Origin of the sequence: Priestia sp. YIM B13486 (assembly GCF_042787865.1) — a bacterium.
Lineage (GTDB): Bacteria > Bacillota > Bacilli > Bacillales > Bacillaceae_H > Priestia > Priestia megaterium.
The window spans coordinates 187,579-201,166 of record NZ_JBHZOZ010000005.1 but is presented as its reverse complement, the minus strand read 5'-3'; the positions used below and the strand labels follow the sequence as shown (position 1 = coordinate 201,166).

12 protein-coding genes and 1 pseudogene are annotated in these 13,588 nt (G+C 36.7%); 9 read left to right on the top strand and 4 right to left on the bottom strand.

The features are described 5' to 3' along the window. The first annotated feature begins 10 nt into the window (after positions 1–10). The 3 genes from galU (at position 11) to ACFX4G_RS15725 (ending at position 3,198) form a co-directional block, all read left to right on the top strand. Positions 11–895, top strand: coding sequence for a UTP--glucose-1-phosphate uridylyltransferase GalU (galU, locus tag ACFX4G_RS15735; RefSeq protein WP_016765909.1), 885 nt, complete (start codon positions 11–13; stop codon positions 893–895). Between the two features lie 245 nt (positions 896–1,140). After that, positions 1,141–2,424: a nucleotide sugar dehydrogenase gene (locus ACFX4G_RS15730; protein WP_013059780.1), complete on the top strand. Its 1,284-nt coding sequence runs from the start codon at positions 1,141–1,143 to the stop codon at positions 2,422–2,424. Between the two features lie 66 nt (positions 2,425–2,490). Next, entirely contained in the window at positions 2,491–3,198 is a 708-nt protein-coding gene (locus ACFX4G_RS15725) for a WecB/TagA/CpsF family glycosyltransferase (protein WP_013059779.1), read from the top strand. A 36-nt stretch (positions 3,199–3,234) separates the two neighbouring features. On the opposite strand, the gene ACFX4G_RS15720 is transcribed toward ACFX4G_RS15725, so the two are convergent. Both ACFX4G_RS15720 and ACFX4G_RS15715 read right to left on the bottom strand, forming a co-directional pair. After that, complete coding sequence (locus ACFX4G_RS15720) at positions 3,235–4,764, bottom strand: flotillin lipid rafts scaffold protein FloT (protein ID WP_013085445.1); 1,530 nt, start codon at positions 4,762–4,764, stop codon at positions 3,235–3,237. 20 nt (positions 4,765–4,784) lie between these two features. Then, complete coding sequence (locus ACFX4G_RS15715; RefSeq protein WP_013085444.1) at positions 4,785–5,318, bottom strand: NfeD family membrane protein; 534 nt, start codon at positions 5,316–5,318, stop codon at positions 4,785–4,787. Between the two features lie 629 nt (positions 5,319–5,947). Between ACFX4G_RS15715 and ACFX4G_RS15710 the strand changes: the two genes are divergently transcribed. Beyond that, positions 5,948–7,000 (top strand): glycosyltransferase family 4 protein, encoded by a 1,053-nt coding sequence (locus ACFX4G_RS15710; RefSeq protein WP_013059776.1) that lies wholly within the window; start codon positions 5,948–5,950, stop codon positions 6,998–7,000. A 38-nt stretch (positions 7,001–7,038) separates the two neighbouring features. On the opposite strand, the gene ACFX4G_RS15705 is transcribed toward ACFX4G_RS15710, so the two are convergent. Further along, positions 7,039–8,037 carry an LCP family protein gene (locus ACFX4G_RS15705; protein ID WP_013059775.1) on the bottom strand — a complete coding sequence of 333 codons (999 nt, stop codon included), beginning with the start codon at positions 8,035–8,037 and terminating at the stop codon, positions 7,039–7,041. 195 nt (positions 8,038–8,232) lie between these two features. Next, positions 8,233–8,868 (bottom strand): YigZ family protein, encoded by a 636-nt coding sequence (locus tag ACFX4G_RS15700; protein ID WP_013085443.1) that lies wholly within the window; start codon positions 8,866–8,868, stop codon positions 8,233–8,235. A 439-nt stretch (positions 8,869–9,307) separates the two neighbouring features. On the opposite strand from ACFX4G_RS15700, the gene ACFX4G_RS15695 reads away from it, so the two are divergent. The 5 genes and pseudogenes from ACFX4G_RS15695 to ACFX4G_RS15675 all read left to right on the top strand — a co-directional run bounded on the left by ACFX4G_RS15695 (position 9,308) and on the right by ACFX4G_RS15675 (position 13,571). After that, positions 9,308–10,456, top strand: a complete 1,149-nt coding sequence (locus tag ACFX4G_RS15695; RefSeq protein ID WP_013059773.1) for a sensor histidine kinase — start codon at positions 9,308–9,310, stop codon at positions 10,454–10,456. A 77-nt stretch (positions 10,457–10,533) separates the two neighbouring features. Then, positions 10,534–11,217, top strand: coding sequence for a response regulator (locus ACFX4G_RS15690; protein WP_013059772.1), 684 nt, complete (start codon positions 10,534–10,536; stop codon positions 11,215–11,217). A 422-nt stretch (positions 11,218–11,639) separates the two neighbouring features. Further along, positions 11,640–12,071 (top strand): annotated as a pseudogene (fliS, locus tag ACFX4G_RS15685) (flagellar export chaperone FliS). A gap of 110 nt (positions 12,072–12,181) precedes the next feature. Next, a complete protein-coding gene (locus tag ACFX4G_RS15680; RefSeq protein ID WP_097824908.1) occupies positions 12,182–12,619 on the top strand; it encodes a YaaR family protein in 438 nt (145 codons plus the stop codon). 106 nt (positions 12,620–12,725) lie between these two features. Beyond that, positions 12,726–13,571 (top strand): DegV family protein, encoded by an 846-nt coding sequence (locus ACFX4G_RS15675; RefSeq protein ID WP_377575611.1) that lies wholly within the window; start codon positions 12,726–12,728, stop codon positions 13,569–13,571. Positions 13,572–13,588 lie beyond the last annotated feature (17 nt).

Sequence of the window (13,588 nt, the reverse complement as noted above, 5' to 3'; positions counted from 1 at the left end):
GGAAAAGTAAGTGAAAATTCGTAAAGCTATTATTCCAGCAGCTGGATTAGGGACACGCTTTTTGCCGGCTACAAAAGCACAGCCTAAAGAAATGCTGCCAATTGTAGATAAACCAACGATTCAATACATTGTGGAAGAAGCAGTAGCATCAGGTATTGAAGATATTTTAATTGTAAGCGGTCGTGGAAAACGAGCAATCGAAGACCATTTTGATAAATCATATGAGTTAGAAGAAACATTGGCTGCAAAGGAAAAGTGGGACATGCTCGAAGAAGTGCAGGGGATTTCGAATTTGGCTAATGTTCACTACATTCGTCAAAAGGAACCTAAAGGATTAGGTCATGCCATTCACTGTGCAAGAAGTTTTATCGGAGATGAACCTTTTGCTGTTATGCTAGGCGATGATGTAGTTCAATCAGAAACACCTTGTTTGAAACAGTTAATGAACGTATACGAAAAATATGAATGCGCTGTAGTTGGTGTACAGGAGGTGCCTAGAAAAGAAACTTCAAAGTACGGAATTGTAGGTCCTAAAGGAGAGCCTCTTGAAAAAGGGTTATTAGACGTAGAAACGCTCGTTGAAAAACCGAATCCAGAAGAGGCCCCTTCAGGCTATGCAATTATGGGGCGCTATATTTTAACACCGGAAATTTTTGATATCTTGAGCAGAGAAGAGATTGGCGCAGGAGGAGAAATTCAATTAACAGATGCTATTTTACGTCTGAATGAATTCCAACGTGTTCTTGCTTACTATTTTGAAGGAAAGCGTTATGATGTTGGAGATAAATTTGGATTCATTAAAGCAACAATTGATTTAGCTCTGCAAAGAGAACCGCTGCGAGAAGAGTTAGTGAGCTATTTTAGAGAAATTGTCGAAAAAGAAGGGCATATGTAAAATATATTTACTAAGGGAACTATTGGGAATCAAGGAGATTTTCAATAGTTCTTTTGGGTTAGAGCTCGCTGTACAAAAGATGGTTATATCGTTTATTGATGAATTCTCATAAAATGTTACATAATAATAAGTAAAAGAAATTATTTCATGTTTTTATATAAATGCTATCATGAAATGACATTTTTCGATATAATATCAGATAGGTTTTATTTATTAAGCATGTCATATAAAGGAGATTTTCTGCAATGACAAAGAAATTGTGTGTAGTTGGTTTAGGATATATAGGTTTACCGACAGCTGTTATGTTTGCCAATCACGGCTTATATGTACATGGTGTCGACGTAAATGAAAAAGCAGTAGAATTAATTAAAAATAAGCAACTTCATATAGAAGAAAACGGCTTACAAGAACGTTTAGAATCAGCAGTTGACAACGGCCACTTCACGGTAGGCACAACAGCTGAAGAGGCGGATATTTTTATTATTGCTGTACCATCACCAATTAATGAAGATAAAACGGCAAACTTGAACTATGTTCGAGAAGCGACAAAATCGATTGTTCCTTACGTTCGTAAAGGAAATTTAGTAATTTTAGAATCCACAGTTCCTCCGCGTACAGTAGAAGACGTCATGCTACCTGTGCTAAAAGAAACGGGTTTAGAATTAGGCAGTGAGTTATTTGTTTCTCATTCACCTGAACGCGTTATTCCAGGAAAAGTATTTGAGGAATTAGTAAATAATGACCGTATTGTCGGTGGTATTAACGAAGAGTCTAGTCGTTTGACTGTTGAGCTTTATAAAACATTTGTAAAAGGAAATATTCACGTAACGGATGCTACAACAGCTGAAATGGTGAAAGTAATCGAAAACACATATCGTGATGTGAACATTGCGTTTGCAAATGAGCTGGCAAAAATCAGTGAAAAAATTGGTGTAAATGCGTGGGAAGCGATTAAGTTAGCGAACTATCATCCACGTGTAAACATTCATTTACCAGGTCCTGGTGTAGGCGGCCACTGTATTGCTGTTGACCCTTGGTTCTTAACGGAGCTTCAGCCAGAACTGGCAAAAATTATTTCTCTTTCTCGTCATACAAATGATTCAATGCCTGAATATACAGCATTGAAAACGAAAAGCCTACTAGATGAAAAGGGCATTCAACATGGACGTGTAGCTGTTTTAGGTTTAGCTTTTAAAGGAAATATTGACGATATGCGTGAAAGTCCATCAACGGATGTACTTCATCATTTAGAAAAACTGGGCGTTGATTACACAGCATTTGATCCTCATATCAAAGAGAATAAAATCGAACGTCAGACGCAAAGTTTGGATGAAGCTGTTGCACATGCGGATGTGATTCTTATTTTAACAGATCATAATGAGTTCAAAGAGCTTCTTCCATCAGCTGTTGAAAATCACATGCGTACAAAAGTTATTTTTGATACGAAAAACTGCATTCAGCGTGATCAATGGAAAGCAGCAGGCTTTGACGTAGTGTTACTTGGTGATTCAAAAGTTTCTACTTTATAAAAAGACGGGCTGAACAGCCTGTCTTTCGTTTGTAAAAAACTAAAAAATCAACATACGGGTGATTTAATGAAGGAAAACATCTTAGGAATAGACGTTTGTAGCGACACGTACGATGAGCTAGCGGTAAAGTTACTTCAGGATATAGATAAAGGCCGAAAATCATTTATTGTAGCAATCAACCCTGAAAAAATTATGAAAGCACAAGAAGACAGGGAATTAAAGTCACTATTAAATCAAGCGACTTATCAAATTCCAGATGGGATCGGTGTGATTTTAGCTTCAAAGCTCAAAAAGGGACGTATTCGTGAGCGTGTAACGGGTATTGATATGATGCTGAAGCTGTGTAAAGAAGCAACAAATAACGGTAAAAGAATTTTTTTATACGGAGCCAAGCCTGGAATTGCAGATGAAGCCAAAGCTAAGTTGGAAGAGATGTTTCCAGGGATTTTAATTGTTGGAACATTAAATGGCTATGAAAAAAATGAAGAAGTCATTGAACGTACGATTAATGATTCAGGAGCAGAAATTGTTTTTGTGGCTTTAGGCAGTCCAGCCCAAGAAAATTGGATTATTGCTCATAAAGAGAAACTTAATCCTTCTGTTTATCAAGGCGTAGGGGGCTCGTTCGATGTTATTTCAGGACGATTGAACCGAGCACCTGCTGTTTTTCAAAAGTTTGGTTTAGAGTGGCTTTATCGACTGTTAAAAGAACCATGGAGATGGAAGCGTCAGTTAGAATTACCTAGGTTTCTTCTTCGAGTGTTAAGAGGTTAAAAAAGCATGCGGATATAATCCGCATGCTTTTTATTTTTAGATATCTTCTTTCTTGTTTTGCTGCTTGATTTCATCCGTTAGTTCGTGCAAGCTTTGTCGCACATTTCCTTTTCCAGAAAAGTTTTCAATCAATTCCTTCACATCTATACCTGAGGATGCTTTCAGCGATTCTTGAAGAGAAGACATTAAGTTTGTTGCATAGCCAGTCACTTTATTAGCTCCGCTGTTTTCACCGTTGCTTCCTGTATCCACAACCGTAATTTTGTCGATATTTGCTAAAGGACTTGCAACTTGTTTTGCATATTCAGGAAGCATCTTGATAATCATATCTAAAATAGCCGCTTGACCGAACTGCTCGAATGCTTCAGCTACTTTTTGTTTAGCTTCAGCTTCAGCTAAACCTTTTAAGCGGATAATCTCAGCTTCAGATTCACCTTGGGCACGCTGAGCTTCAGCCTTTGCTAAACCATCAATTCGAACGCGTTCAGCTTCAGCTTTAGCCATTGCTTCAATTCGATATTTGTTGGCGTCTGCTTCAGCAAGCTGTTTTGCTTTTTCAGCTTCTGCGGATTGCTCAACAGAGTAACGATCTGCATCTGCTTTCTTTTTTACTTCAGAATCGTATTGACGCTCACGACGAAGAATTTCTTTTTCTTCTAATTCAATTTGTTTCTGACGTTCAATGATGCGGATTTGCATTTCTTGTTCTGTTACATCTTGTTTCGCGCGAGCTGTTTCTAGATCATATGCTTGGTCAGCACGAGCTTTGGCAATATCTTGTTCGCGACGATATTCAGCGGTTTTTAACTGATTCATTTTTTCAGCTTCCGCGATTTCTGTATTTCGCTCAAGCTCCGCTTTTTGGGCATCTTTATGAGCCTCAGCACGCTTGATTCTTGTTTCTTTTTCAGCTTCCGCTGTTGCAATGTCAGCATCTCGCTTAACTTGAGCAATACGAGGTTTCCCTAGAGATTCTAGATAGCCGTTCTTATCCCGAACGTCTTTAATTGTAAACGATACAATAATTAATCCCATTTTAGCCAAATCTTGTGAAGCTACGCGCTGTACTTCTTGAGAGAATTTTTCACGGTTTTTATAAATTTCTTCTACCGTCATAGAACCAAGAATCGAGCGAAGGTGACCTTCTAAGACTTCTCTAGCTTCGGTTTCGCGATCTTCTTTTGCTTTGCCTAAAAACTGCTCAGCGGCCGTTGCAATTTCTGAAATAGAACCTCCAATTTTGATGATTGATACCCCATCAGCCATAACAGGAACACCTTGTTCTGTATATACTTCAGGTGTAGATACTTCCAGTTTGCTTGACAACAAGCTCAGAGGCTCAGCCTGCTGAAAAACTGGCAGCACAAACGTACCGCCTCCGCGAACAATTTTAATGCGGTTTCCGGATTCATCGACATGCACGTTTTTATTTCCTAGATAGCTTCCTGTTACAATTAACGCTTCATCTGGACCTGCTGTACGGTATTTTGTAATAAATACGGCAATCAGCGCAATTAATAAAAAAACAACAATTCCAACGACAACTAATATAGGTGTTGAAAACATAAAACTCCCCCTAATACTATTTATAATGAGTGATTGGTCATAACTTCTTCATAAATCACAACGAGTGCGTTGCCCCTTTGTATATCTACAACAAGCACTTTGCTGCCTAAAGGTATAGCAGTGTTTTTAAAGCTGGCAGCCGGTTTAGAGATAGTGCCGCTAACCCCTTCGATAAATACTTCTCCATAACCATCTGCAGGAACGGAAGTAATAATGGTACCAAGTCTTCCTTTTAACGAATCTTCAGTAAAAGCAAGAGATTCTTCAGCCGATGATAAAGGAATCAATACAAAAACGTTGAGCAAAATAACGAGTAGAAGGGCAATAAGAGCGGAAATCGAAATAATCCAATAATTTTGCAATGACGTATAGGCGAACAAATATCCACTGGCACTAAAGAATGTTAAAAAAGAAAAAAGAAGAGTGGGGTTAAAAAAAGGTATCGCTTCAGATAATCCATCTAACAAATCGCTAAATAAAATGTATAAGAAGGTGAGACTTCCGCAGATAATTAATCCATACAAATACACTGTTTGAACAGATAGACCGAACATAGTTCATTCAACACCCCCTTTATGTAAGATGATTGATGCTGTTCCTACTATGTATTACGAACCCCATCAAAAAAAGTTTCATTTTTTTGATAAAATTCCTTTTTTTGTTTAATTTTATCTCTATCCATTTCACTATATTTTAACTTTTAAATGATATAAGATAAGGACAACGATTCAGTGAATGTGGTTTGAAATAGTGGATATGCATAGGTCAAAAGTTTGTTCATATAATGAGTGGGGCCATGTGAAATAAAAATAAAGGTTTAAATATGCTTAATAAAAAGGAAAAAGAGTTAGAGATGACGAATAAATTAGACGAAAAGGGGGGAGTTCGCTTATATTTTAATAAAGTATAGTAAAGAAAATGTTCTACATAAAATAACCACATAAGAATAAAGTAAATCAGCTGTTTATACACCAAAAAATACAGTTCTTTTCTATTGATAGTTTGTAAATGTGCTAATTTTTGAGAATAAATTTCTATTTAAGTAGTAGAATCATTGTGATATAATCCATTTTGGGAATAAGTAAGTAATTATTGTTATACGCAATTTGAAATACTATCCAATTATATAAAGTTGGATACATTTTTTATGGTTTTGGTTAACATAAACCTGAGGAGGGTCTCCATGCTATATTTGACCTTGTTTATTTGTTTTATTACATCTATTCTGATCACTCCGCTGGTTAAGAAGCTGGCGTTTAAAATAGGTGCAACAGATAAACCAAATCAACGAAAAGTTCATCAAAAAATTATGCCTCGCCTTGGAGGTTTGGCGATATTTTTTAGTTTTCTTATTGGATACCTCGTTTTACAGCCTGACAGTAAATATGCGCTGCCGATTTTAATCGGAAGCATCATTATCATCATTACCGGTGTCTTAGATGATATGATTGAGCTATCCGCTAAAATCAAATTAGGCGGTCAGCTAGTAGCGACATTAATTGTTGTTGTATACGGTGGAGTCCAAATTGACTTCATTAACTTGCCGTTTGGCGGAAAATTAGAATTCGGAATGTTAAGTATTCCAATTACGGTATTATGGATTGTAGGAATTACCAATGCTATTAATTTAATTGATGGATTGGATGGATTAGCTGCCGGCGTTTCCTCTATTGTATTGATTACCATCTCGGGTATGGCTATTATGATGGGCAATGTGTTTGTGACAAGCATGGGTTTCATCGTATTGGGAAGTACGCTCGGATTTTTATTTTACAACTTTCACCCCGCTAAGATTTTTATGGGTGATACAGGAGCACTATTTTTAGGCTATATGATTTCTGTATTGTCTCTGTTAGGATTTAAAAATGTAGCGGTTATTTCCTTCATTGTTCCAGTTATTATTTTAGGGGTACCAATTTCAGATACGTTCTTTGCTATTATTCGCCGAATCGTAAAAAATCAACCGCTATCGGCTCCTGATAAATCTCATTTGCATCATTGCTTGTTGCGCTTAGGGTACAGCCATAGACAAACGGTTTTAATTATTTATGGAATGAGTGCGATATTTGGTTTAGCGGCAGTTATCTTCTCAAAGGTACAAACAATGTGGGGGTCTTTTCTTGTACTAGCTATCCTCCTTGTAGCGATTGAAATTATCGTTGAAAAGATAGGACTAGTTGATAAGACATATAGGCCAATTCTCAACATGGTTCGTGGACTTCGTTTAAAAAATTAATTAAAAAGACCTCTTGGATATCCAAGAGGTCTTTTTAATTATTCTGTTGTATCTGAAGTTGATTCAATGCCTAAATGCTTGCGGAGCTTTTCACTTACTTTTTCCACTGAATCATTGTCTAGTTTAAAGTAGTACACGCCGTTAATTTTTTCATCGCTGCCGTCTAAGTTAATGGTTTCGATGTCTACTTTTTTCGAAGCATAATCATAAAACGAAAGCATTTCACCGAACATTAAATTCGTTTTCATATTATCGCCAACAGCTTCGATAAGATTTCCATATTTATTTAGTGATCCAATGGAAGCAGCTTTTTTAATCATAGCTTCAATCAACTGCTGTTGTCTTTTTCCTCGCTCAATATCGTTGTCTTGTTTTCGTGTTCGAGCAACAGCTAACGCTTCTTCGCCATTTAAATGTTGATTTCCTGGTTTTAAGACAATAGCATTATGACGATCTTTTGAGTCCTTTTCACTCATCGCATAAGGTACATCAAAATCGATTCCCCCAAGTGAGTCTACAATGTCTGTGAAAGCTTTAAAATTCACTTTAACATAGTAATCAACAGGGACATTAAACAGCTGTTCTACCGTTTCTACAGTTGCTTTTGGACCTCCGTAAGCATGCGCATGAGTAATTTTATCTTTTCTGTTCACTTCAGGTATATAAACCCGCGAATCTCGAGGTATGCTTACAAGCTTTACGGTTTTATTGGTTTCGTTAAAGGTCGCCAAAATTAAAGCATCCGTACGGGCTGATTTTCCGAATTTCCTGGTTTCACTATCATCTACGCCCATAAATAAAATGGATATATCATCTTTTTTGGGATCGATTTTACGATCACGCATAGGGGAGTTATCGCGATCTCCGAGTCCTTCATAAGAATCAGAAGCTACTGTTTTAGCTTTAACAAACAAATAAGAGCCATAAGCGGTTGCAGAAAGCCCTAAAATAAGGATAGGTAACAGAAAAAATGTAAAAAGCCTTCGTTTTCTTTTCCGTTTGTTTACTCTTTTTTGAAAACGTCTATATTGAGCCATACGGTTTCTCCTTTTATTCGTATATTCGAACACTTATTGTGACACTTAGTATGTGTTATAAATTGGAATGTATGAATCAAACTCGTCAAAGCTATGCATCTGTACGAGGTTTTTACTCATTGACAAGTAGCGCAACCATCAGAATAGTTGCGCTATTTATCAATTGTACAATGTTTTTTAATAAGAGTAAATAATTCATTCTACATCTTCTTCTAAATAGGTCGTCTCACCTGCTCGAATATCTGCTTGGCCGTTTGTTAGCTCGGTCATCCATTCAGTAAATGCTTCTGTTTGAGCTTCCTCTACAAATGTTTCAATCTCTACCATATCTGCGTAGTGGATTTCTTTTAATAGATAAACGGAACTGCGAAGCTCATTTTCTAATTTTCCAAGCCATGTATAGTCGACGGTTGTGTGCATAACCGCCATGAGAGTTCGTTTGACTGTACCTAGTTCATTTAACGCTTCGGAAACAGATTTCCCATATGCGCGCACCAAGCCACCTGCGCCCAATTTAATGCCTCCGAAATAGCGCGTAACGACGACCACCGTATCTTTTAAGCCTCTTTTTTTAAGCACTTCTAACATTGGTACGCCTGCTGTTCCACTTGGTTCTCCATCATCGTTTGCTTTTTGAAATTGATCTCGTTCTCCAATTAGGTAAGCTGAACAGTTATGAGTAGCATTCCAGTGCTGTTTTTTAATGTCTTGAATAAATTGCTGAGCTTCTTCCTCAGTTGTTACACGTTTCATATGACAAATGAATCTGGATTTTTGAATAGTGATTTCATGTGAACCTTCTTGTTTTACGGTATAATATTGTGATAACAATCAAAAAATCCTCCTTAGCGTTATAAATAGAAGAAAAACGGGTATTTACGTACTGTTTACTTGCTATTAGTATAAAATGTTTATGAAAAGACATCAATTAATCAAATTCAACATCACTTGAACAAGCTATACAGAATATACGTTATAATAAAAGAGTGTGCAGGCTTGTATAGCTAAATAATGAAATGGTTTAAACAGGCAGTTAGTCACTGTTGAAGAGTGAGCGTAAATGGTAATCTATTCAAATAACGCGAGTCAAGCGTCGATTGATGTCGAGTTTGAGGGTACTAAAAACAACCGTTACTTTTTGGATATAAAAAGTCAGATAGGGAGAAAATATGGATCTTATCCTCACAATTCAGATAGGTCATACGAATACTATATATAGCATGAACGTATAGACATTTCTCCGAATGTGAGTATAGTTTGGGGTGAGTAAATGTCGAAACATAAATTAACAAGTAAGGCACTTGATGAAATTTTTGAGAAGATTATTGGCACAGTGGGAGATAGTAAAAATGAAGTCTATCGTCTTTCTGAAGATGCCAGACAAGAATATCAGCAAATAAAAGAAGAGTTAGAAGTGTTAAAAGGGAAAGTTCTTGAGACGATAGAGCAAGGCGATAAATTGGAAACTCAGGCAAGGTTGGCTCGAAAGCGTTTGTCTGATGTGAGCCGACATTTTCAAATTTATTCAGAGCCTGAAGTAAAAGACGCTTATGAAAAAGCACACGAATTACAAACCAAGCTGCTGATGAATCAGCAAAGCGAATATCAGCTGCGTAATCGTCGAGATGAACTAGAAAGACGCTTGCTTACATTAGAAGAAACGATTAAACGTGCAGATCACCTAGTAGGTCAAATTTCCGTTGTGTTAAATTATTTAACAAGTGATTTAAAACAAGTAGGGGAAATAGTAGAAGATGCCATTCAAAAAGAGTATTTTGGCTTTCGGATTATTGAAGCTCAGGAAGAGGAACGGAAACGTTTGTCAAGAGAGATTCATGACGGCCCAGCTCAAATGCTTGCAAATGTTATGATGAGATCGGAATTAATTGACCGAATTTACCGGGAACGTAGTGCAAAAGAAGCAATGGAGGAAATTCGAGATTTACGAAAAATGGTTCGTTCTGCCCTATACGAAGTGCGTCGAATTATATATGATTTAAGACCGATGGCACTTGACGACTTAGGTCTAATTCCGACGCTGCGTAAATATCTTGATACAATCGAAGATTATAACGAGGGCAAGCCTCGGATTACGTTTATTTCCATTGGACAAGAGAAGCGAACTGCTTCAAAATTAGAAGTAGCACTGTTTCGTCTAGTGCAAGAAGCTGTAACGAACGCATTAAAACATGCAGACGCGACGGAAATCCAAGTGAAGATAGAGTTCAACAATGAACACGCTATTTTGCTTGTCAAAGATGACGGCTGCGGTTTTAATCAAGAAGAGAAAAAAGAGAATTCGTTCGGCTTAATAGGAATGAAAGAGCGTGTTGATTTGTTAGATGGGACTATTTCTGTTCATTCGAAAATTAACCAAGGCACGCTTGTTATGATTAAAGTACCGATTATAGCCGCTTAAAAAGGCAGAGATATGTATATAAATAGGGGTCAATATAGAGTAAAACATTTGTTGTTCGATTTGGGGAGGAATCAAACATGCAGACAAGAATTATCATAATCGACGATCACCAATTATTCCGTGAAGGAGTAAAAAGAATTTTAGATTTCGAAAAAGATTTTGAAGTAGTTGCAGAAGGTGACGACGGTAGCGAAGTTATTGACCTTGTAGAAGAACATCAACCTGATGTTGTAATCATGGATATTAACATGCCGGCTGTAAATGGTGTAGAAGCTACGAAAAAGCTTGTAGAAGTAAATCCGGACGCTAAAGTTATTATCTTATCTATCCATGATGATGAGACATATGTAACTCACGCCTTACAAACAGGTGCACGAGGCTATCTGCTAAAAGAAATGGATGCGGATGCGTTAATTGAGGCGGTGAAAGTAGTTGCAGAAGGTGGTTCATATTTACACCCGAAAGTAACGCATAGTTTAGTAAAAGAGTACCGTCGACTAGCAGCTCAAGGACAATCGTCTTCTTATCCGCACGAACCAATTGAGATTCGCCGTCCACTACATTTGTTAACACGTCGTGAGTGCGAAGTGCTACAACTGTTAGCTGATGGTAAAAGTAACCGAGGAATCGGAGAAGCATTATATATTAGTGAAAAAACCGTTAAAAACCATGTGAGTAATATTTTGCAAAAAATGAATGTAAATGATCGTACTCAAGCTGTTGTTGTGGCAATCAAAAACGGTTGGGTAGAAGTAAGATAAGTTCAAAAGTCCGATATACAACTAGGTATATCGGACTTTTTTTTTCTTTTTATAAATTTTTTTGGAATTGTAGGTAAAAAGTCATATTTAATGAGAAAGTAAAACAACCGATAAGTTAAGGGGAGAAAATATCTTTTAGGAAGGAAAAGGGTGATACCTTTACACATTTACTCGTCCTTTAACTTCGCTTAAGCATAAAGGAAATCTTAAGGATCCTACAACCTTCGACGAAAGCATTCATACCTCAAAATAATGTCCATCAAGTTGATGCATGCTCTTGTAAAAAAAGGTCTTTAATACATTCAGATACATATGAGGTCTTAGAAGAATTTATTCAAACCTCAACTGGTGTCCTTTAAAAATTTATAAGTTAGCTTTTAGTGAAATAAATAGAAAACTGATTTAAAGAAGACAAGAAGGTGATGAAGCTGAATTTTATAACGGAAGAATTAATCTATCATAAATCTCCGCAAGAGCTAACAGCTATGATGTATGAAAAATTCATTCAAAATATTGATGAAGCTGTTATAGCAATTCAACACAGCGATTATTTTACAGCGAATGAAAAAATTAAACAGTGCAACGATATTTTATATCGGCTAGGAATTGGCTTAACATATCAAGCAGGTATCATTGCAGAGCAGTTAGATACCCTGTACAACTATATGTCTGAGCGATTAATTATGGCTAATTTTAAAAAAGATACGTTTATTTTATGTGAAGTTTAACAAATGATGAAGAAGCTTTCTAACGCTTGGAATGAAGTGTTAAAAGCGACGCCTAAAGTTACCTCTTCGCTCCGAAAAAACAAGCTGTCTTCTTATGAACAGCACATAAGCATCACTGTTAGCTAAAGGGTAATCATCATATCCACGCATCAGATGCCTCTCGAAACTTTCAGCTAGCACATCTAAAAGTCTAAATTGAATGGAGTGTATACTAACAGAGAAAGGAGAGATGCATAGTGGAGGTACAGCGAATTAACAGTCTTTCTTCTTCCATGAATCTCATTAGAGAAAAAGAAGTAAGTGGTTCGGTTTCATTTACAGGAGTAATGGTCAAGAAACAAAAAGAACTAACCTATGAACATTTAACTCAAGTGATAAATAAAGTTGAAGAACAGGGAAAGCAGTTAGTGAAAAGTCAAACTATTGATTCTTTGCGGAAATACAAGACGCTTGTGAAGCAGTTTATGAACGAAGTCGTTAAAAATGGCTTTGAACTTCATGAAGAAAGAGGATTTAATCATAGAGGAACGACTAAAGTATATAAGTTAGTGAAAGAAGTGGATACGAAACTAGTTGACTTGACAAATGATATCCTTCAAAAAGAAAAAGACAGTTTAAATTTACTCAAGCGGGTTGGAGAAATTCAAGGTTTGTTAATTAATATGTATACGTAAGGGAGCTTTTACTAATAGGTAAACCTCTCGTTACATGCATTTTAATCCTAAATGTTGTAGAATAGAGTGAAATTATTTTATATAACAAAGGATGGATCCCTATCTTATGAAAACAGCAATTATTACAGATAGTACCGCCTATATATCAGAGGAAATTCGATCAAACTATCATATACATATGGTGCCGCTAAGCGTTATTTTCGGTGAAGAAACATATTGTGAAGAAGTAGATATGACTGCAGATCAATATTTTGAAAAAATTAAAGAAGCAAAAAATCTTCCAACCACTTCTCAGCCTGCTATCGGAGAATTTATAGAGTTGTTTGAACAGTTAAAACGAGATCAATTCGATGCTGCTATCGTTATTACGTTATCTAGTGGAATTAGCGGAACGTATCAGGGTGCTTTGACGGCAGGTAGCATGGTAGAAGACTTTGACGTGCACGTATTTGATTCAGAAATCAGCTGTATGGTTCAAGGCTTTTATGCGATTGAAGGAGCCGAGATGGTCCAATTAAATAAACATCCTGACGAAATCATTGCGCGTTTTGAAGAGATGAAACTATCAATGCGTGCGTATTTTATGGTAGATGATTTATCTCACTTGCAGCGTGGAGGTCGCCTAAATGCTGCTCAGGCTATTATCGGCAGTCTGCTTCAAGTAAAGCCAGTGCTACATTTTGAATCTAAAAAAATTGTTCCGTTTGAAAAAATTCGTACGCGTAAGCGAGCGTTAAAACGAATCACGGAGCTTCTTGATGAGGATGCAAAAGAAAATGTACCTATGAAAGCTGTAGTTATTCATTCTAATCGTGAAAGTGAAGCAAAAGAAATTCAGCGAGACTTAGAACAAGAATATCCTCATATTGAATGGAGTCTTTCTTATTTTGGCGCTGTGATTGGCACGCATTTAGGTGAAGGTGCCATCGGTATAGGGTGGTATAAAAAGTAATCGAAAACCAAATCATT

Excerpts from the sequence above, each read along its gene's own strand:
- ACFX4G_RS15710 (WP_013059776.1), top strand. The coding sequence starts at position 5,948 with ATGCTATATTTGACCTTGTTTATTTGTTTTATTACATCTATTCTGATC.
- ACFX4G_RS15730 (WP_013059780.1), top strand. The coding sequence starts at position 1,141 with ATGACAAAGAAATTGTGTGTAGTTGGTTTAGGATATATAGGTTTACCG.
- ACFX4G_RS15695 (WP_013059773.1), top strand. The coding sequence starts at position 9,308 with ATGTCGAAACATAAATTAACAAGTAAGGCACTTGATGAAATTTTTGAG.
- ACFX4G_RS15705 (WP_013059775.1), bottom strand. The coding sequence starts at position 8,037 with ATGGCTCAATATAGACGTTTTCAAAAAAGAGTAAACAAACGGAAAAGA.
- ACFX4G_RS15720 (WP_013085445.1), bottom strand. The coding sequence starts at position 4,764 with ATGTTTTCAACACCTATATTAGTTGTCGTTGGAATTGTTGTTTTTTTA.
- ACFX4G_RS15690 (WP_013059772.1), top strand. The coding sequence starts at position 10,534 with ATGCAGACAAGAATTATCATAATCGACGATCACCAATTATTCCGTGAA.
- ACFX4G_RS15715 (WP_013085444.1), bottom strand. The coding sequence starts at position 5,318 with ATGTTCGGTCTATCTGTTCAAACAGTGTATTTGTATGGATTAATTATC.
- ACFX4G_RS15725 (WP_013059779.1), top strand. The coding sequence starts at position 2,491 with ATGAAGGAAAACATCTTAGGAATAGACGTTTGTAGCGACACGTACGAT.
- ACFX4G_RS15675 (WP_377575611.1), top strand. The coding sequence starts at position 12,726 with ATGAAAACAGCAATTATTACAGATAGTACCGCCTATATATCAGAGGAA.